The 19646-nt window shown below is 73.6% G+C and carries 18 protein-coding genes; 13 read left to right on the top strand and 5 right to left on the bottom strand.

Annotated elements, in window-relative coordinates:
- Positions 1–245 precede the first annotated feature (245 nt).
- Positions 246–1073, top strand: a complete 828-nt coding sequence (locus tag ACIP4O_RS28765; protein WP_401578903.1) for a DUF4232 domain-containing protein — start codon at positions 246–248, stop codon at positions 1071–1073.
- 100 nt (positions 1074–1173) lie between these two features.
- Here the strand turns inward: ACIP4O_RS28765 and ACIP4O_RS28760 are convergent, their stop codons facing one another.
- Positions 1174–2577: a family 2B encapsulin nanocompartment shell protein gene (locus ACIP4O_RS28760; protein WP_401578901.1), complete on the bottom strand. Its 1404-nt coding sequence runs from the start codon at positions 2575–2577 to the stop codon at positions 1174–1176.
- A 386-nt stretch (positions 2578–2963) separates the two neighbouring features.
- Between ACIP4O_RS28760 and ACIP4O_RS28755 the strand changes: the two genes are divergently transcribed.
- From ACIP4O_RS28755 to ACIP4O_RS28745, 3 genes are all read left to right on the top strand, one after another.
- Entirely contained in the window at positions 2964–5309 is a 2346-nt protein-coding gene (locus tag ACIP4O_RS28755) for a germacradienol/geosmin synthase (RefSeq protein ID WP_401578899.1), read from the top strand.
- 567 nt (positions 5310–5876) lie between these two features.
- Positions 5877–6593 carry a DedA family protein gene (locus tag ACIP4O_RS28750; protein WP_401578897.1) on the top strand — a complete coding sequence of 239 codons (717 nt, stop codon included), beginning with the start codon at positions 5877–5879 and terminating at the stop codon, positions 6591–6593.
- 572 nt (positions 6594–7165) lie between these two features.
- On the top strand, positions 7166–8818 hold the full coding sequence (locus ACIP4O_RS28745) for a hypothetical protein (RefSeq protein ID WP_401578895.1): 1653 nt from the start codon (positions 7166–7168) through the stop codon (positions 8816–8818).
- A 76-nt stretch (positions 8819–8894) separates the two neighbouring features.
- Here ACIP4O_RS28745 and ACIP4O_RS28740 read toward each other — a convergent pair whose 3' ends face one another.
- Both ACIP4O_RS28740 and ACIP4O_RS28735 read right to left on the bottom strand, forming a co-directional pair.
- Positions 8895–9071, bottom strand: a complete 177-nt coding sequence (locus ACIP4O_RS28740) for a hypothetical protein (RefSeq protein WP_401578893.1) — start codon at positions 9069–9071, stop codon at positions 8895–8897.
- Positions 9072–9154: 83 nt separating this feature from the next.
- Complete coding sequence (locus tag ACIP4O_RS28735; RefSeq protein WP_401578891.1) at positions 9155–10663, bottom strand: MDR family MFS transporter; 1509 nt, start codon at positions 10661–10663, stop codon at positions 9155–9157.
- Positions 10664–10773: 110 nt separating this feature from the next.
- On the opposite strand from ACIP4O_RS28735, the gene ACIP4O_RS28730 reads away from it, so the two are divergent.
- The 7 genes from ACIP4O_RS28730 to ACIP4O_RS28700 all read left to right on the top strand — a co-directional run bounded on the left by ACIP4O_RS28730 (position 10774) and on the right by ACIP4O_RS28700 (position 15307).
- Positions 10774–11334, top strand: a complete 561-nt coding sequence (locus ACIP4O_RS28730; RefSeq protein WP_401578889.1) for a TetR/AcrR family transcriptional regulator — start codon at positions 10774–10776, stop codon at positions 11332–11334.
- A 142-nt stretch (positions 11335–11476) separates the two neighbouring features.
- A complete protein-coding gene (locus ACIP4O_RS28725) occupies positions 11477–11971 on the top strand; it encodes a cupin domain-containing protein (protein ID WP_401578887.1) in 495 nt (164 codons plus the stop codon).
- A gap of 60 nt (positions 11972–12031) precedes the next feature.
- Positions 12032–12388 carry a VOC family protein gene (locus ACIP4O_RS28720; RefSeq protein WP_361332937.1) on the top strand — a complete coding sequence of 119 codons (357 nt, stop codon included), beginning with the start codon at positions 12032–12034 and terminating at the stop codon, positions 12386–12388.
- Between the two features lie 49 nt (positions 12389–12437).
- Complete coding sequence (locus ACIP4O_RS28715; protein WP_401578884.1) at positions 12438–12953, top strand: DinB family protein; 516 nt, start codon at positions 12438–12440, stop codon at positions 12951–12953.
- A gap of 66 nt (positions 12954–13019) precedes the next feature.
- Positions 13020–13928, top strand: coding sequence for an NAD-dependent protein deacetylase (locus ACIP4O_RS28710; protein WP_401578882.1), 909 nt, complete (start codon positions 13020–13022; stop codon positions 13926–13928).
- A 42-nt stretch (positions 13929–13970) separates the two neighbouring features.
- Positions 13971–14936 carry a hypothetical protein gene (locus tag ACIP4O_RS28705; RefSeq protein WP_401578880.1) on the top strand — a complete coding sequence of 322 codons (966 nt, stop codon included), beginning with the start codon at positions 13971–13973 and terminating at the stop codon, positions 14934–14936.
- Entirely contained in the window at positions 14933–15307 is a 375-nt protein-coding gene (locus tag ACIP4O_RS28700) for a hypothetical protein (protein ID WP_401578878.1), read from the top strand. Before ACIP4O_RS28705 ends, ACIP4O_RS28700 begins: the two co-directional genes overlap by 4 nt.
- Here ACIP4O_RS28700 and ACIP4O_RS28695 read toward each other — a convergent pair.
- Complete coding sequence (locus ACIP4O_RS28695) at positions 15291–15905, bottom strand: TetR/AcrR family transcriptional regulator (RefSeq protein ID WP_401578876.1); 615 nt, start codon at positions 15903–15905, stop codon at positions 15291–15293. The genes ACIP4O_RS28700 and ACIP4O_RS28695 overlap by 17 nt on opposite strands.
- A gap of 190 nt (positions 15906–16095) precedes the next feature.
- On the opposite strand from ACIP4O_RS28695, the gene ACIP4O_RS28690 reads away from it, so the two are divergent.
- Positions 16096–16923: an SDR family oxidoreductase gene (locus ACIP4O_RS28690; protein WP_401578874.1), complete on the top strand. Its 828-nt coding sequence runs from the start codon at positions 16096–16098 to the stop codon at positions 16921–16923.
- A gap of 121 nt (positions 16924–17044) precedes the next feature.
- Here the strand turns inward: ACIP4O_RS28690 and ACIP4O_RS28685 are convergent, their stop codons facing one another.
- Complete coding sequence (locus ACIP4O_RS28685; RefSeq protein WP_401578872.1) at positions 17045–17704, bottom strand: histidine kinase; 660 nt, start codon at positions 17702–17704, stop codon at positions 17045–17047.
- Positions 17705–17876: 172 nt separating this feature from the next.
- Between ACIP4O_RS28685 and ACIP4O_RS28680 the strand changes: the two genes are divergently transcribed.
- On the top strand, positions 17877–19547 hold the full coding sequence (locus ACIP4O_RS28680; protein WP_401578870.1) for a BCCT family transporter: 1671 nt from the start codon (positions 17877–17879) through the stop codon (positions 19545–19547).
- Positions 19548–19646: the final 99 nt, after the last annotated feature.

Raw genomic sequence — 19646 nt, 5'->3', positions numbered from 1 at the left:
TTCCCTCAGTCCTTCGCACCCCCGCCGCCGTCCCGTCCGGCCGTTCCAGGCGTCCCTCGTTCGCGCAGGTCAGAGGGGGTGGAATCGTTCCGGTGTCCCGGCCGGGCCCGTCACGCTGGCGGCCGGGACACGGGCGGGGCCAAGCTCAGGACATCAAAGCACGGCGCCGGTTCACGACCGGCCGCACCACCGGGCACACCGCCGGTGGCCGTGCGACACCCACGTACCGCTCGAGAGGCTTCGCCATGCGCGCCTACAGCCGCACCCGCTCCCTTCGTACCCTCGCCGCCGCACTCGTCGCGGCGGGCGCCCTCTCGCTCACCGCCTGCTCGGGCGAAGGCAGCGGCGGGGTCGGCGAGGCGAAGGACGCGGGCCCCGCGACCACCGTCTCCCAGGCGAGCCAGAAGGAGAAGGGGCAGCCTGCGGAGGAGTCCGGCAAGGGGGACGGCGGCAACACGGCGGGCACCTCCGGCTCCTCGGCCACCTCCGGCTCCTCGGGCACCTCCGGCTCCTCGGGCACTTCCGCCCAGGGCTCCTCCGGCTCGGGCTCCGGTACGGACTCGGCGGGCGGTACGACGTCGGGCGGCGGTACGGCCAAGAACTCGGCCGGTGCCGGCGGTGCGCAGGCCGGCCGGGGCTCCGAGAAGGGCCCCACCGACACCCCCTGCACCGCCTCCAACAGCAAGGTCCAGGTCTCCTCCGTCTCCCGCCCCCTCAACCACCTCCTCATCACCCTCACCAACACCTCAGGCGCCACCTGCAACGCCTACTACGCCCCGTACGTCGGCTTCGACGGCGACCAGGCGGCCACGCAGCGGATCGAGGACTCGAAGCCGCAGGCGGTCGTGACGCTCGCCCCGGGCGAGCACGCCTACGCCTCGGTCGCGCTCGGCGGCGACGGCGACCACGCCCGTACCTCGCGCAAGGTCACGGTCTCGATGACCGGCAGGAACGACGCGGGCTCGGTCGGCGGCACCGCCACGCTGAACGCGCCGGGGGGCAAGGTGTACCTGGACGACAACGCGTCGGTCAGCTACTGGCAGCGCGAGATGAGCGACGCGCTCACCTGGTGACCGCGCCGGTCCGGCGGACGCGCGGCGGCCCGTACCCCACCCGAGGGGGTACGGGCCGCCGTGTGTGCGGGCTCAGCGCCGGCCGCTCAGCGCCAGCGGCTCAGCGCCAGCGGCTCACCTGCACGTTCTCCAGGACCCCGAGCGCGTCCGGGACGAGGACGGCCGCCGAGTAGTAGGCGGTGACGAGGTAGGAGATGATCGCCTGCTCGTCGATGCCCATGAAGCGGCAGGACAGGCTCGCCTCCAGTTCGTCGGGGATGCCCGGCTGGTGCAGGCCGATGACGCCCTGCTCCTCCTCGCCCGTACGCATGCAGATGATCGAGGTCGTGCGGTCCTCGCGCACCGGGATCTTGTTGCAGGGGTAGATCGGTACGCCGCGCCAGGTCGGGACGCGGTGGCCGCCGACGTCGATCGACTCGGGGACGAGGCCGCGCCTGTTGCACTCGCGACCGAAGGCGGCGATGGCGCGCGGGTGGGCGAGGAAGAGCTTCGACCCCCGGCGGCGGGAGAGGAGTTCGTCCATGTCGTCCGGGCTCGGCACCTCGTCGTGCGGCTGGAGGCGCTGGTCGTAGGCGGCGTTGGCGAGGAGCCCGAAGTCCCGGTTGTTGACGAGTTCGTGCTCCTGACGCTCGCGCAAGGCCTCAACGGTGAGCCGGAGTTGGTGCTCGGTCTGGTTCATCGGCTGGTTGTAGAGGTCCGCGACGCGCGTGTGGACCTTCAATACCGTCTGCGCGACGGAGAGTTCGTACTCGCGGGGGCTCGCCTCGTAGTCGACGAACGTGTGCGGGATGACCGGCTCGCCGCTGTGCCCGGCGGCGAGGTCGATCGCGGCCTCGCCGTACTTGTTGGTGCGCTGCTCGGGCACGAGGGCCGCGCGGCGCAGGTGGTCGGCGAGGGCGGGGGCGCGCTCGGCGAGGTTGAGCACGTCGGCGCGGCTGAGGACGAGGACCGTGCACTCGGTCTCGGCGCGGGCCGTGCTCTCCCAGACTGCGTCCCCGGACAGGAGGGCCTGTTCGCCGAAGTAGGAGCCGTCGCCGATGAGGCCGAGGCTCGTCTCGTCGCCGTACGAGCCGGTGCCGAGGCGGGCGATGCGGCCGTGGGCGAGGAGGTGGACCGCGTCGGCGGCCTCCCCGGCGGTCGTGATGACCGTACCGGCGGGGTAGACGCGCTGCTCGCAGCGGCCGGCGAGTTCGCGGAGCGCCTCGGCGTCCTCGAAGTCGCGCAGCGGCGGCAGTTCGCGCAGTTCGTCGGGGATGACGCTGACCTGCGAGCCGGTCTGGACGAAGGTGACGCGGCCGTCGCCCACGGAGTAGGAGAGGCGGCGGTTGACCCGGTAGGTGCCGCCCTGCACAGAGACCCACGGCAACGCCTTGAGCAGCCAGCGGGAGGTGATCTCCTGCATCTGCGGCGCGGACTTCGTGGTGGTGGCGAGATTGCGCGCCGCCGCTGCCCCGAGCGCCTGCTGGGGCGTTTCCTGTGCTTCGTTTTCAGCGCGGACGGACAAATGAATACCTCCGTGTCGGTGAAATGCCGAGCCATTTTTACAGCCGATCGCATTTCCCCGCACCCATCTGCGGAGTGAATCGCCGTACGTCCGTACGAGTGAGGCACGGGGCCGGTACGTGGGCGGGGCGGAACCCGCGAAATCTCGGGCACACCCGTGTCGACCTGCACAGACACTGGTCACGGTCAAGCCGTTCCGCGAGTGACCACCCGTGCGGGGACGGCGTACGAAAAACGGCGTCCGGCCCGTACGAAATGTGCTCCTGCCCACGTTTCCCGAGCCGTATTCGGTACCGCTTTGCGGAAAAGCCGAATGTATTGCGGGGCCTCGTGCCGGTCCCCGATACTCCATGGGTCCGTATTCCCGACGCGTATTGGCGTTGATCCATGGCCCAGCCCTTCACGCTCCCCGATTTCTACGTCCCGTACCCGGCCCGGCTGAACCCGCACCTCGAAGCCGCCCGCGTCCACGCGCGCGCGTGGGCCGGCTCGATGGGCATGCTGGAGGGCTCGGGGGTGTGGGAGCAGCGCGATCTCGACGCGCACGACTACGCGCTGCTCTGCGCCTACACGCACCCGGACTGCGACGAGGAGGCGCTGAACCTCGTCACGGACTGGTACGTGTGGGTCTTCTTCTTCGACGACCACTTCCTGGAGCTGTTCAAGCGCGGTCAGGACCGCGAGGGCGGCAAGGCGTACCTGGACCGGCTGCCCGCCTTCATGCCGGCGGACCTCGCGGACGGCTTCCCCGAGCCGGAGAACCCCGTGGAGGCGGGGCTCGCGGACCTGTGGCGGCGCACGGTCCCGTCGATGTCGGCGGACTGGCGCGAGCGCTTCTCGACCTCGACGCGCAATCTCCTCAACGAGTCGCTGTGGGAGCTGTCCAACATCAACGCGGGCCGGATCTCCAATCCGGTCGAGTACATCGAGATGCGCCGCAAGGTCGGCGGAGCGCCGTGGTCGGCGGGGCTCGTCGAGTACGCGGCCGGGGCCGAACTCCCCGCCCGGGTCGCCGGGACCCGCCCGCTGCGGGTCCTCACGGACGCCTTCTCGGACGCCGTACACCTGCGCAACGATCTCTTCTCGTACCAGCGCGAGGTGGAGGACGAGGGCGAACTCAGCAACGGCGTGCTGGTGTTGGAGCACTTTCTGGGGTGCACGACACCGGAGGCCGCCGAGGCGGTCAACGATCTGCTCACCTCCCGGCTCCAGCAGTTCGAGAACACCGCGCTCGTCGAACTGCCCGCGCTGAGCGCCGAGTACGGACTCGATCCGGCCGAGAACGCGGCACTTGCCTCGTACGTCAAGGGACTTCAGGACTGGCAGTCGGGCGGCCACGAGTGGCACCTGCGCTCCAGCCGCTACATGAACGAGGGCGCCGTCTCGGGCGTGGCCGCCGGTTTCACCGGGGTCCTCGGTACGAGCGCGGTGCACCTCGCCGCCGCGCTCGGCAAACCGGCCCGCGCCCGCCTGCGCTCCCACACCCGCCCCCCGCACACCCACGAAGGCCCGTCCCTGCTCCCGGACTTCACGCTGAGCTACCCGCTGGGCCTGAGCCCGTACCACGAGCAGGCGCGTACCGCCTCGGTGGACTGGGCGGAGCGGATGGGACTGCTCGACGACATCTGGGACCGCGAGAAGCTGGAGGGCTACGACTTCGCGCTCTGCTCGGCGGGTCTCGACCCGGACGCGAGCGCGGAGGAGCTGGAACTCAGCGCGGAGTGGCTGACGTGGGGCACGTACGGGGACGACTACTACCCGCTCGTCCTCGGCCGCCCGCGCGAGCTCGCGGCGGCCCGCGTGCTGCACGAACGGCTGCTCGCCTGCATGCCGTTGGAGGACCCGGCGCTCGCGGCGGGCTTCGCGGTGGCGCCGATCGAGCGCTCGCTCGCCGACCTGTGGACGCGGACGGCGGGACCGATGGACCTCCTCACGCGCTCCGCCTTCCGCGACGGCGTGGAGCACATGCTGGAGAGCTGGCTGTGGGAGCTGGGCAACCAGGCGCAGCACCGCGTGCCCGACCCGGTGGACTACCTGGAGATGCGCCGCCACACCTTCGGTTCCGAACTCACCATGAGTCTCAGCCGGATGCGGCACGCCGCCGCGCTCCCGCCGGGGGTCCTCGACAGCGGCACGGTGCGGGCGCTGGAGAACGCGGTGGCGGACTACGGCTGTTTGATCAACGACGTGTTCTCGTACCAGAAGGAGGTGCAGTACGAGGGGGAGCTGCACAACCTGGTGCTGGTCGTGGAGAACTTCTTCGGGTGCGACTACCCGACGGCGTTCCGCATGGTGGAGCACCTGATGGCGGCGAGGCTGGACCAGTTCGAGCACGCGGTGGCGCACGAACTGCCCGTCTTGTACGTGGACTTCGGTTTGTCGCGCGAGCAGATCGGCACGATGGAGACGTACTTGGGCGAGCTGCGCGACTGGCTCGCCGGCATCCTCAACTGGCACCGCGGCGTACGGCGTTACGACGCGGCGTTCCTGCCGGGGTGCTTGCCGTACGGGGCGGTGCCGGAGACGGCGGGGCGGGGCGGGGGCGGCGCGCCGACGGGGGCGGGCGCGCGGGGCGGGGCGGGCGCGCGGGTCGGGGCGGGCGCGCCGAGCGGGGCGGGCGGGCCCGCGGGTCTGGCGGCAGCGGCGTCCGGCACCGTACCCGGGTGGCAGTACCCGTCGGGGATCGGGACGAGCGCGGCGCGGGTGGGGTCGGGCGCGGTGCCCGTGCGGTAGGGGGGGCGGCGGGTGACCGGAGAGGGGGCGACGAGCGGATCGCGCGAGGGGGCGCGGTTCGCCCGCCGCCCCCGCCGGGGGGAAGGCGGTTCGCCCGCCGCCCCCGCCGGGGGGGGAAGGCGGTTCGCCCGCCGCCCCGCCGGGGGCCTCGCGAGTGGGCGAGTACTCACTCACCTCTGGCTAAGGCATCGCCCTTGCGGAAACGATCCGCCCGGTGTGTCGCGCGAAAACGTCTCACTCCATCGAGTGGCGGGATGTACGACTTCGGCGAAGTTATCCACAGATTGGCCGAGGTGATCGGGCGGTGCGCCCGACTTGCGGAAGACTGATAACAGGGGAGCCCCCCAGGGCGGGTGGGGGCTGTCCGCTGCCCCGCCATGCGCAAGCCCCCCGCCACACGAAGGAGCCCCGCCACGCGGAGGCGCCCCCAGTCTGCCCCCACCCACCCCGCTCCCCCTCCCCCTCCCCCTCCCCCGTGGAAAACCTCACCCCCTCCTGCGGATCTCCTCGTTCCGGCCGTTCGTTCCCCCTTCATACCGTGCCGGGACCCCGCCCACAGGAGCCCCCATGATCACCCTGACCACCGCCACCACCCCCGCCACTACCCCTCCCGCTTCCCCCTCCGCCGCCCTGCCCTCCGCCTCCCCCTCAGGCGGCCTCACCGGCTGGGCGACCGATCTCGTCGAGCGGTTCGGCGGTCCCGGCGCCGGGGCCGCGATCGCGCTGGAGAACCTGTTCCCTCCGCTGCCCAGCGAAGTGGTCCTGCCCCTCACCGGATTCGCGGCGGCGCGCGGGGTCCTGACCCTCGCCTCCGCCCTCTTCTGGACCACGCTCGGCTCCGTCGTCGGGGCCCTCGCGCTCTACGCCATCGGCGGCCGGCTCGGCCGTGAGCGCCTCTACGCCCTGTGGGCGCGCCTCCCGCTCGTCCGCGTCCGCGATCTGGAGCGTACGGAGGCGTGGTTCTCGCGGCACGGCACGAAGGCGATCCTCCTCGGCCGCGTGATCCCGGTCTTCCGCAGCCTCGTCTCCGTACCCGCCGGGCTGACCCGGATGCCACTGCCCACCTTCACGGCGCTCACGGCGCTCGGCAGTCTCGCCTGGAACTCCGTTCTGGTGTACGCGGGTTACCTCCTCGGGGACCGCTGGGAGCTGGTCGAGCGGTACGCGGGCCTGGCGAGCAGACTCGTCGTGGTCGCCATCGCCGTGGCCCTCGTGGCGTGGCTCGCGTTCCTCGTACGGAACCGGAAGCGGCCCGATAGCCAGGGCGGCCACCGGCGCCGCTGAGCCCTTCGCCGCATACCTGCCGGTCAGGGCCCCTTCTGCCCGTACGAGGCCCCGGTCCGCTCGCAGGCCGCCTCTCACGCGGCGCCGTCGAGAAGCACCTCACTCCGTCTTCGGGAAGCTGGGCCCGCCCGATTCACCGGCCCGCACCCGCCGGGCCCTCACGGTGCTCCGCTGCCTGGAGGGCCGAGCCGGGCGACCGGGCCAGGGGCTTGCGCCGCGCAGGGAGGCACCCCAGGCCGCACCCCGTACGGGCGCCCGCGCCACGGCACCCGCACGGCCGCCCCCCCATCCGACGCCCGCACGGCCGCCCCCCACCCGACGCCCGCCCGGCCGCCCCCCACCCGACGCCCGCACGGCCGCCCCCATCCGGCCCCCACCCGACGTCCCGCCGACCCCACCCCTCCCGCCCTTGCGGACCCCGCACACTGCCCCCGAGGCCGCTCCGCGAAGGACCCCGCGCCCACTACTGTCGGACCGGCCGGTCCCGTACCCGGGACCGGCGGACCCGGCGTCGGCATCCCGGCCCGGCAAGACCCGTACGCGGCAAGGCGAGAGAAGGCGGCGGCCCCCGTATGAGCACTCCCGTCCACGGCACCCCCGCCCGCGAGTTCCCCGTACGGCAGCGCCCCCGCCGGGAGTCCGCGCCCGACCCGCATCCCCTGCACGCCCTCCAGGCCCGCGCGGGCAACGCCGCGACGTACGCGGCCGTGCAGCGCGCGCGGAGCAAGGGGAAGTCCCCGGTCCTGCCCGACATCCCCGAGCTCAGCGCCTCCTCCCAGCAGGCCCGGACACCCGAGGTCACCACCTCCACGCGCGCGCGGACACCCGCGATCGCCGCTCCCCAACGCGCGCAGACACCCGAGATCGCCGTGAAGGAGGAGCGGAAGAAGCTGCGGGACCGCATGTCCGCCGCGCTCACCCGGGCGAAGAAGCACTTCGACATCTCCGACACCTTCGTCAGCCGCGGCCAGATCCCCGGCAACGCGGGTGTCAACAACCTCGGCGCCACGGGCGGCGACACCGGCATCAGCCATGCCGCCGCCGCGTCCGGTTTCGCCGTCGGCGCGGAGAACTTCCTCGCGGACGGCGTCAACGCCGGGCTCGACATGATCGACGCGCAGAAGGCGCGCAAGGACTACGCGGCGAACCCGACGGGGCCGACCTCGCACCAGCCGCACAAGAAGACGCGCACGAAGCCGACCGACGCACTCAGCAACTCCGCGACCACAGCGGGCGACGGCCTCAGCGCCGTCAAGGACATGCTGCGCAGCGAGGCCGTGGAGCACGCGCTCAACGTCAGCGAGGCGAGCGGTGCCGTCTCGGGCGTGCTCGGCGTCGCCAAGGCGGGCCGCCACACCCGCCGCCTCGCGCTCACGCAGCGCAAGTACAGCGAGCTGAAGAAGCTCGACAAGCCCGTACGCACCCCCGAAGACGCGCTCACGCGGCTCGGCGAGGCGAACACCGCCGGTCAACTGGCCTTCGGGCGCGCCTACATCGCGCTCAACCGGATGTGGGACGAAGACGGCGGCGAGCAGTTCGCGGAACAGCTCGACGCGGCTCTCGACACCGCCATCGACGCCGCCGGTCACGTCAAGGAGGCGGCGGCGCGGTTGCGGCACGCCGAGGACTCCAACGCGATGGCCGACTCGCAGGACTACTCGCTCAGCAAGCAGCGCCACAAGATGGGCAAACTCGCCGCCAGCGCGGCGGGCGAGACCCTGAAGGCGGCGAGCGGCGCGGCGACGATCGCGACCGCCGTGACCGCCGGTCTCGCGACGACCCCGGTCGGCTGGGGCCTCGCGGCCGCGGCGGCCGGATTCCTCCTCGGCGGCGCGCTCTACAAGACCGTCCAGGCGGGCAAGAAGCGGTTCGAGGACGCCACCGACCCGAATCGGTACGCGCCCGAGGGCGCCGAGCACTACCGCGAACCCAAGTCCAAGGAGGAGGCGTTCAAGGAGTCGCTCAAGTTCTGGCGCAAGGTGGAGCACGGGAAGCGGCAGGCCGTCGCACGCGAGATCTACAAGCGCGCCGCGGGCGACGCGATCCCCGGCAGCAAGGAGACGGCCCCCGACATGCGTGCCTCGGCACGCGCGCTCCTCGTCGCCCTCAAGGCCGGCCCCTCCCACCTCGGCCTGAGCCAGGAGGCCTGGGACGAGTCCCTCAACAACCCGGAGAAGACGGCCTCTTGGCAAGCGGAGATCGCGGCGCAGCTCGCCTCCGGCTGAGGGACGGGCGCGGCCGGGGGCGAGGCGCACGGAAGGACGCGAAGCCGCTCGCCGATATTCCCGACACCGCCGTCCGCTATGGGCAGTTGCCCGCCAACGCGGGGGTCTCGCAGTACGCCTCCGCCCAGCAGAACTCCGAACTGTCCCACGAGATCGCCCACTCGGGCATGGGCGGCGGAGCCGAGAACCTGCTCGTGGACGCGCTCGGGGCGGCGGTCGGCGGGATCGGCGCGCGCAAGGCGGCGAAGGACATCGCGGGCACCCCGCAGGACGCCCCGGCGGCCCCGCCGCAGCCACCGCCCGTCCGAGGCCCCCCGGCCGCAGCCCCCGCCCCCGCTACCCCCGCACCTCCCCCTCGCCCTTCCCCTTCCCCTTCCCCTTCCCCTTCCCCTTCCCCTTCCCCTTCCCCTTCCCCTTCCCCTTCCCCTTCCCCGGCAGCACCGCCGACAGCGGCAGCGCCACCGCCGTCGCCGCGAGCGCCCACCAGAAGGCCGCTCCGTAGCCGTCCGCCAGCGTCTCGGCGCTCGCCGTCGTGTGCTGGAGGACGACCGCGAGGACGGCGGTGCCGACCGAGCCGCCGATCTGCTGGGAGACGCGCGAGATGATGCTCGCGTCCGGGATCTCGTGGTGGGCGAGGCCGATGAAGGCGGCGCCGCTCAGCGCGACCATCGCGGCGCCGAGGCCCAGTCCGCGCAGGAAGAGCGCGGCCAGGAGCAGGACCGTGTCCGTGTGCGCGTCCGCGAGGGCGAAGGGCAGGGTGCCGAGCGTCACGAGGGCGAAACCGGCCAGTGCGACGGGGCGCGGGCCGAGCCGGTCGGTGAGGTGCCCCGCGCGGGTCCGGGCGGCGAGCGCGCCGAGGCCCTGCGGGATGAGGAGGAGCCCCGCGCCGAGCGCGCCCTGCCCCCGTACCTGCTGCCAGTAGAGCGGGAGCAGCAGCATCGCGCCGTACAGGCTCGTCCCGCCGAGGAACAGCAGGGCCGCGGAGGCGGCGGGCGCGCGGTGGCGCAGGAGCCGCAGGTTGATGAGCGCGTGCGCGCGCGGCAGCGAGCGGGCGACGAAGGCGAGGACGAGCACGAGCCCGGCCAGCAGCGGTACGAGCACGCCCGCGCTCGTGAAGCCCGCGCTGCCCTCGACGCGCGAGAGCCCGTACAGGAGCGCGGCGACGCCCGGCGAGAGCAGCAGCAGCCCGAGGACGTCGAGGCGGGGGCGGGGGGCGTCGGCGGCCGGGCGGTCGTCGGGCAGGTTGCGATACGCGAGGATGGCGCCGACCAGGCAGAAGGGGATGTTGACGAGGAAGAGCCAGCGCCAGCTCGCGACGCTCAGGATGAGGCCGCCGAGCACGGGGCCGAGGATGGGGCCGAGCGCGGTGGGCAGGGTCACGGTCGCCATGACGCGGCCGATCTCGCGGCCCTTCGCGGCCTGCATGATCAGCGTCGCCATGAGCGGCATCATGATGCCGCCGCCGATGCCCTGGACGACGCGGAAGGCGATGAGCGCGGGCGCGTTCCAGGCGAGCGCGCTGAGCACGGAGCCGAGCAGGAACACGGTGAGCGCGCCGGTCCACAGGCGTTTGCCGCCGACGCGGGCCTGGGCCCATTTCGCGAGCGGGATCGTGACGAAGACGGCGAGGAGATAGCCCGTACTGACCCACTGGATCGTGGCGAGCGAGGCGTGCAGGGAGCGGGTGAGGTCGTCGAGCGCGACGGTGACGATGGTGGTGTCGAAGACGACGGCGAGCGCCCCGACGACGACGGTGAAGGCCAGTCGCCAGACGGCCGGGTCGACGGGGGCGGGCGCGCCGGGCGCCGGGCCCGGGGGCGCCGAGGGGGAGAGGGATGAGGGCATGACGGAGGACCGCCTTAAGATATAGAGTCCTATCTAGAGCTTCCGGGATCGAGAGTAAGGGCCGACCTTTAGATAGGCAACTCTATCTAAAGCGACGGGGAGGTACGTGGATGGCTGAGCGGCGACGTGGGGCCGCCCTGGAGCGGGCGCTCCTGGACGCGGCGTGGGAGGAGCTGACGGCGCACGGCTACGCCGGCTTCACGATGGACGCGGTGGTACGGCGCGCGGGGACGAGTCCGCCGGTCCTCTACCGCCGCTGGCCGGACCGCGACACGCTCGTACGGGCCGCCGTCACGCACGTACTGGAACGCTCGCACATCGACGTACCCGACACGGGCAGCCTGCGCGGGGACGTCCTGACCCTGATGCGGACGATCAACGAGACGCGCGTCCGGCTCATCACGGTCATGAACGCGCACCTCGCGGGCTACTACCAGGAGACGGGCACGAACCCGGGCGACCTCCTCACGCAGGCGCGCGAGGCGAACAGCGACGTGATCTGGGAGCGGGCGGTGGCGCGCGGCGAGATCGCCCCCGGCCGCCTGACGGAGCGGATCAGGAGACTCCCCTTCGACCTGCTGCGCCACGAGATCCTGATCTCGTTCGCGCCGGTGCCGGACGAGGTGCTCGAAGAGATCGTGGACACGATCGTGCTGCCGCTGGTCGGGTAGGGAGCGGGGCGCGGGCCGGGGGCGGGTCGGTACGGGGCGAGGCGGGGGCGGTCCCCGGGCGGACAATGCCACCGGGCCCGTACCCCCTCTCCACCGGCGCCACAACGCCGCACCGCCCCCCTCCTCCCGAAAGGCAGCCGCCATGACAGAACCCGCCCCCGCCCCGGCTCCCCGCCTCCTCGCGGACTTCGACGCGGTGCTGCGCGAAGCGCCCGGCGAGGCACGCGGGGCCTTGTGGCGGCTGGCGGAGGAAGGACGCCAGCTCGACGCGAACCTCGTACGGCTGGGGCCCGGCGAGGAGGTGGGCGCACACCGCGAGGACGCGCTGGACGTGCTGCTGCTCGTCGTGGCGGGGACGGGGTCCGCCGCGGGGACCGAGGTGCGTCCGGGCAGCGCGGTGTGGCTGCCGCGCGGGGCGACACGGGGACTGCGGGCGGGAGGGCGCGGGCTCGCCTACCTGACGGCGCACCGGCGCAGGGCGGGGCTGGCGATCACGGGGCGGCGGGCGGAGCCGGTGGCCGAGGGCGGGGAGCCCGCGTGCCTGCTGCCGCTCGTGTGCCAGGAGTGCGGGCGCGTATCGGCGGACACGCACCCGGTCTTCTGCTCACAATGCGGGGAGCGCTGGCCCACCGGCTGAACCGGGCAGCGCGCCAGCCGAACGGGCTCCGCCCGAGCCCCCTACCGAGAGGCGGCCTCCATGGTCTCCGTACGCCGCGTCGTCCCCGTCCTTCGCACCCACTCCCCCGCCCGCAGCCGGGAGTTCTTCGCCCTGCTCGGCATGGAGCAGGTGATGGACCACGGCTGGATCGCCACGCACGCCGCGCCCGCGACCCCGGCCGCGCAGCTCAGCACGACCACGGGCGACGCGACCGGGCCCGTCACGCCCGTCCTGAGCATCGAGGTCGACGACGTCGACGCGGCGTACGAGACGCTGCGCGCGAGCGGCGCGGAGGTGCTGTTCGCGCCGCGCGACGAGGAGTGGGGCGTCCGCCGCTTCTTCGTGCGGGAGCCGGGGAGCGGGGCGGTGCTCAACGTGCTGGCCCATGGGGGGTGAGGGGCCGGGCCGGGGGCACCGGCGCGAGGGGCCGGTAGGGTGCGCCCCCATGACACCGGAACTGCGACGCCCCCCGCTGCGAGCGGACGAACGCACCACGCTCGGCGGCTGGCTGGACCTGCAACGGAAGATCCTGCGCTGGAAGTGCGAGGGCCTGAGCGCCGAGGACGCGCACCGCTCCGTCATCCCGACCTCACCGGCCATGACGATGGCCGGTCTCGTCTCCCACATGCGCTGGACCGAGCACCTGTGGCTGGAGGTGGCGTTCCTCGGCGGCGACAAGAAGCGGAACCCGGTGTTCGACGCGCCGGGCGGGGACGCCGACTGGCAGACCGGCGGCCGTCCCCTCGCCGAGCTGCTCGCGGAGTACGAGGCGCAGTGCGCCCGCAGTGACGAGATCGTCGCCGCCGCCTCCCTGGACGACACCGGCCGGCACCCCGACTTCCACGACAGCGGCGCCAGCCTCCGCTGGATGCTGATCCACCTCGTCGAGGAGACGGGCCGGCACGCGGGGCACGCCGACCTCGTCCGGGAACTGCTCGACGGCACCAAGGGCTACTACTAGGCGGTGCCGGAGCCGCCCCGCGCAGCGGACCCCCGCGCCTGTCGCCCCGCGTCGTAGCCTGGCCCCATGCCCACGCAGCCGCAGCCGCAGCAGCCCCCCGGCTCCGCGCCCGACGCCCCCGCGGCACCCACGGACCCGAGCGCCTACGACACCCTCGCCCGCCTCCTCGCCACCGCTGCCTTCACCGTCCTCACCGGCGCCGGCATCTCCACCGAGTCCGGCATCCCCGACTACCGCGGTCCCGCCGGGAGCCTCAGGCACCACACGCCGATGACCTACGAGGAGTTCACCGGCAGCGAGGAAGGGCGGCGCCGCTACTGGGCGCGCAGCCACGCCGGGTGGCGGCGGATCTGGCGGGCCGCGCCCAACGCGGGGCACTACGCGGTCGAGGCGCTGCGCCGCGCCGGGTTCGTCAACGGCGTCATCACGCAGAACGTCGACGGGCTGCACCGCGCGGCCGGTACGCGCGAGGCCGTCGAGCTGCACGGCGGGCTCGACCGGGTGAGCTGCCTCGACTGCGGTCGCGTCACCGCGCGCGAGGAGCTGGACGGGCGGCTGCGCGCGCTCAACGGCGACTTCGGCGAGGCGGCGGGCGCGCGGATCAACCCGGACGGGGACGTCGAACTGCCCGCCGAGCTGGTACGGGACTTCCGTATCGCCCCGTGCGCGGCCTGCGGCGGCGTCCTCAAGCCGGATGTCGTCTTCTTCGGCGAGAGCGTCCCGAAGCCGCGCGTGAGGCGCTGCTTCGACCTCGTCGACGCCGGGCACGGCGTCCTCGTGCTCGGCTCCTCGCTCACGGTCATGTCGGGCCTCAGGTTCGTACGGCACGCGGCCCGCGCGGGCAAACCGGTCGTGATCATCAACCAGGGCCCCACCCGGGGCGACGACCGTGCGACCCTCCGCCTCGACCTCCCCCTCGGCACCGCCCTCCCCGACCTCGCCCACCGGCTCGGCGCCCGGCTGCCGACCTTCTGAGACCGCCATCGCGACCCGCTGCCGCCCCAGGAGGCGCCCCCCATGCCCGCCGCCGAACTCGCCGCGCTCGACGACACCGCCCTCTCCCGCCTGCTCGCCACGAGCACGCCGCTGGCCGCCGGGATCGGGGGCCGCACGGCACGGCTCGACGTCGCGGGCACCCCCGTGTTCGTCAAGCGGGTGCCGCTGACGGCGCGCGAGGCGGAGCGGGAGTCGACCGCCGACCCGTACGGGCTGCCGCTCGTCTGCCACTACGGGATGGGCGCGAGCCCCGCCGGCGGCGCGTGGCGCGAGCTGGAGGCACACCGGACCGCCGAACGCCTCGGGGTGGCGCCGCGGTTGTACCACTGGCGACTCCTGCGGGAAAAGGAGCCGCCACGGCTCCCCGACGAACTCGCCGACACCGAGGCGGTGTCACGCGACTGGGGCCCCGAAGCGGCCCTTCGCATCCGGGAGTTGAGGGACTCGCCCGCGAGTCTCGCCCTCTTCATGGAGTACGTGCCGCAGACCCTCCACGACTGGCTCAAGCCCCGGGTGCGGGGTGCCGGCGGCGAGCGGGAGGTGGCGCGCGTGGCAGCTCGACTCGACGCCGCCGCGCGGAAGATGAGCGCCCATGGGCTCGTGCACTTCGACGGGCACTGGGGCAACGTCCTCACCGACGGCCACCGCGTCCTCTTCACCGATTTCGGCCTCGCGCTCGCGGACACCTTCGCGCTCACGGCGCGCGAGACCGCGTTCCTCGCCGACCACCGCGAGCACGACCTCGGCTACGCCCGCAGCTTCCTCGTCAACTGGCTCCTCACGCAGGCGTACGGCCTGACGAGCGCGGAACGCCACGCCTACGTCCGCGCGCCCCGCCCCCTGCCCGAGCCCGGTCCCGGTGCCGCCCTCCTCGCGCGCGACGCCCCGCTCACCGCCGTACTGACGCCCTTCCTCGTCGCGGTCGCCAAGGGCGCCAGAAACACCCCGTACCCGGCGGCCGAGCTGGCCCGTACCCTGCGCCCTTGAGCGCCGGACCTGTCACACTCCACCTCAACCACCCCGTGCCGATACCGGCGGGGCACCGCGTCGAGACCGTCGAGTACGCCGACACCCGCCCGGAGAAGAAACGTGGACGGCACGGCTTCGACGCGGCGGAGCCCTTCCGCCACCCGGTCGTCACCGACCTGGACACGGGCATCCGCTGGATGAACCACGTGCACGCGAGCCCGCACGGCAACGGCGGCAACTCCTTCAAGGCGAACGAGTACCCGCTCGCTCCCCGCACAGGCGGCCTGGAGATCGCCCGGACCTGGCGCGGCGGCGTCACCGCGTGCACGCTCGTCTTCGTGGAGGGCCTGAGCACCCAGCACACGGCGCTGGTCATCGCGCCCGCGTAGCGCCCGGCTCCGCGGCGGCCCCCGGCGCCGTCAGCCCGGCCAGGACGAAGGCGACGACCGTTTCCGTGGCCGGGAAGACCGTCCGCTCGGCCGGCTGCCGTACGAGCGGCCGTCCGTACGTGTACATCACGAGCGAGAAGGCGAGCGCGCACCGCTCCGCGACCTCCTGCGGCGTCAGCCCCGGAAGCGCGCGGCCGATCCGCACCTCGAAGGGCGCTGGCGTGAACGGCGTGGCCACGTTGGGGAGCTGGCCCGCGGGCAGGGCGGTACGGGCCAGGAGGTGGACCAGGACCCGGCCGTCGCGCGTCGCGACCAGCTCGGCGAACGGCTCCACGAGGCCGCCGACCAGCTCGGCGACCGAGGCAGCGTCCCCCGGCACGCGTTCCCACCAGGCCCGCCACACCGGGCCCAGCTCGCGTTCGAGGAGCGCCGAGACGAGGCCCTCGCGCGAGCCGAAGTGGTAGTGGACGGCGCCCGGGTTCAGCCCGGCGGCGGCGTTCACCGCGCGCAGCGAGACCTGCTCGGCACCCTTCTCCAGGAACAGCCCCTTCGCCGCGTCGAGCAGTCGCTGCCGGGTCGAGACCTCCGTGTCACTCACGTCGGCCATTGCACCACAGACGCCGCGTCCACCGCTCCCACCTGGCACTTCCGGTTCAATCACTGATTGGACTATGGTCGAAAGTGACGGCGGGACCGCGTCCCGGCCCGGCCGGAACACGCACCATCCATCCCCGCCCCGCCCCGGGAGCCCCCTCCCGGCCCGCACCACCGCACGAAGGAGAACCACCATGAGCACTTACGCCGTCACCGGCTCCGCCTCCGGCATGGGCGCGGCGAGCGCCGCACGACTGCGCGCGGCGGGGCACGAGGTCGTCGGGGTGGACCTGCGGGACGCCGACGTCGTCGCCGACCTCGGCACCGCTGAGGGCAGGGCGCACGCGGTGCGCGAGATCATCCGGCTCTCGGACGGCAGGCTCGACGGCGTGGCGGCCGTGGCGGGAGTGGGCCCGCAGCTACGGGACGCCGGAGCCGTCGTCTCGATCAACTACCACGGCCCGGTGGCGCTCCTGCGCGGCCTGCGCCCGGCCCTCGCGGCCTCCGGCGCCGGCCGCGCCGTCGTGATCAGCTCCAACTCCTCCACGACCGTGCCGATGATCGACGAGGAACTGGTACGGCTCCTGCTCGCCGGGGACGAGGAAGCGGCCAGGACCCGCGCCCGCGCGGCGACGGTCGCGCTCCCCGAGGACATAGCCGCGAACAGCCCGAGCATCAGCGCCTACGCCAGCTCGAAGTTCGCCCTGTCCCGCTGGGTCCGCGAGGCGGCCGTCGCGCCCGAGTGGGCGCGCGAGTCCGTCACGCTCAACGCGATCGCGCCCGGCGCGGTCGTCACCCCGCTCATGACGGGTTCGACGGTGAAGGAGGAGGACCTCGACGCGGACGCCTTCCCGACCCCGATGCCGCTCGGCGTCTTCGGCCGCCCCGAGGACATCGCCTTCTGGGTCGAGCAGTTCCTGCGCCCCGAGGCCCGCTTCACGACAGGCGCGGTGCTCTTCGTGGACGGTGGCACGGACGCCGCGATGCGCCCCGAGGCGCAGCCCACGGCCATGGCGCTCTGACCCCGCCGCCCCGGCACCTCCCGCGCCCGCGTGACGCCCGCGCCCCGCCCGCGTCACGCAGCCCGCGCCGCGAAGCGCCCCGCGCCCGCGCGACGGCCCGCGTCCCGCCCCGCCGGGCGCCTCACGCCCCGTCCGCCGCCCGTTCCCCCCGCGCGGGCCCCGCCGGGCCGCCCCGCGCCTGCCGGTGGTCCCCGCGGAAGAAGGCCGCCGTGCGGGCGCGGAAGTCCTCGGCCCGCTCCCGCGCCTCCGCCCGCCGCTCCTCGCGGACCTTCGCGCGGGCGCCCCGCGCCGCCTCGTCGGCCGCCTGCTGCGCGGCGCGCACCTCCTCCTCGACGGCCCCGGCGGGCACCCGCAGGACGCGGCCCCGGTAGCGGGCCGCGAGGGCGTCGGCGACGGCGGGGTCCCGCTCGTCGTTCACCGCGACGATGAGGACGTTCGAGCCGTCCGGCAGCCCCCGGCTGAGGACCGTGAGCGCGTCCACCTCGCCCGCCTCCTCCTCGCCGGTGGCCGCGAGCCCGAACAGGGTCCCCGCCGTCCAGCCGAAGAGGACCCCGACCGGGCCCGCGAGCACGCCGAGGAGCGCGCCGACGACGCCGCCCGCACCGGTCGTGAGGTACTCGGCGGGGGCGTAGGTCTCGGTGACGGAGAGGGTCCCGTCGTTCGCGCGCTCCAGGACGGCGGCCCGGCTCACCTCCTCGGTCTCCTCGGCGTCGTGGAAGGCCGCGTAGGTGTCGCTGGGGTCGGGGAAGCTGAAGAAGAGGACGTTCGCGTTCCAGGCCATGACCGGGGGCTCCCTTTCGTGCGCGGGGACAGCCGTACGCACCACGCGCCGCCGGTACGCACCACCGCACCGACGCTAACCAGCCCGCCCCGCCCCCGCACGCCCGCGCCACGCGCCCTTTTCGCGCGTTTCGCCCCCGTACCTACCACAATGGCCGTCATAGTGGGCTCCCATGAGCACCCCGCGCGAGGAGTCAGCGCCTCCCGAAGCCGCCCAGGACAACTCCCCCGACCGGGTGGTCGTCGCGCTCGGCGCGCTCGGCGTCCTCGGCGTCGTGCTGTGGGCCGCGCTCGGCAAGGACTCCTTCGACGCGGCGTCCGGCGCGGCGCTGCCGTGGGTGCTCGACAACTTCGCGTGGCTCTTCGTCATCGCCGCCGACGTCTTCCTGATCCTGAGCCTCTACCTCGCCTTCGGCCGCTACGGCAGCATCCGGCTCGGCGGCGACGACGCGCGCCCGGAGTTCAGGAACTTCTCCTGGATCGCGATGATGTTCAGCGCGGGGATGGGGATCGGGCTGATCTTCTACGGGGTCGGGGAGCCCGTCGCGCACTACCTCAGCCCGCCGCCGGGCAGCGGCGCGAAGCCCCGCACCGAGGGGGCGGCGAGCGCGGCGATGCAGTACTCGTTCTTCCACTGGACGCTCACCCCGTGGGCGATCTACGGGATCGCGGGCCTCGCGCTCGCGTACACGACGTTCCGCAAGGGGCGCGGCAACCGGCTCAGCGCCGTCTTCGTACCGCTCATCGGGGAGCGCGCGGCGAACGGGGTGCTCGGGCGCGTCCTCGACCTGCTCGCGGTCTTCGCGACGGTGTTCGGCACGGCGACGAGCCTCGGCATCGGCGCGCTCCAGATCGCGACGGGCCTCGATCTGACGGCGGGGCTCGACACGAGCAGGACGGTCGAGCTGCTGATCATCGTGGTGCTGAGCGCGGCGTTCGTGGTCTCGGCGTTCACGGGGCTGCACGGCGGCGTGAAGTGGCTCAGCTCCATCAACCTGGCGATCGCCGCCGCGCTGATGGTCTTCGTGTTCGTCGCGGGCCCGACCGTGTTCCTGCTCGACGCGCTCCCGTCGAGCGCGGGCGGCTACCTGGACCGGCTCGTGGCGATGGCGTCGAGCACGGGGGCCTTCGGGGACGAGAAGTGGCTCGGCGCGTGGACGATCTTCTACTGGGCGTGGTGGCTGTCGTGGGCGCCGTTCGTGGGGACGTTCATCGCGCGGATCTCGCGCGGGCGCACGATCCGCGAGTTCCTCCTCGCGGTGCTGCTCGTGCCGAGCGGCGCGACGGCGCTGTGGTTCGTGGTCCTGGGCGGTACGGGCATCCGGCTCGACCGCACGGGCGCGGTCGACATGGCCGCGAAGGCGGAGGAGGGCACGGAGGCGACGCTCTTCGCGATGCTCGACGCGCTGCCGCTCCCGACGGTGACGGCGTGGGTCGCGATGGTCCTGATCATGATGTATTTCGTGACGAGCGCCGACTCGGCGTCGCTCGTGATGGGCTCGCTCACGAGCCGCGGCGCGCTCCACCCGCGCCGGTGGCTCGTCATCACGTGGGGCGTCCTGATGGCGGCGGTCGCCGCGGCGCTGCTCCTGGCGGGCGGCCTGGACTCGCTCCAGTCCGCGACGATCCTCGTCGCGCTGCCCTTCGTCGTGGTCATGCTCTTCCTGTGCTGGTCGCTCCTGCGCGAGCTGCGTACGGACCCGGGCGCGGGCCCCAAGCGCTCGGAGGGCAGCCACGGCCTGCGGGACGCGGTACGGGCGCTGGTCGGCGAGGAGCTGAGGTCCCGGCCGGTGCGCACCCACCGGCTGCCGCCGAGGAAGCCGGGCGGCGGCCCCCGGGACTGAGAGATCTTCGCGGCACCTCTGGACACCCGCCGCCACGAGTGCTGTCATACCGCCGAGCCCTCTGATTTCCAACGTTGTAAGGGAGTTGGGCGCACCACC

The sequence above is a fragment of the Streptomyces sp. NPDC088923 genome, from assembly GCF_044749745.1.
In the GTDB taxonomy this organism is placed as follows: Bacteria; Actinomycetota; Actinomycetes; order Streptomycetales; family Streptomycetaceae; genus Streptomyces.
Note: the sequence above shows the minus strand (reverse complement) of the source record. Positions and strands in the feature narration are given on the sequence as shown.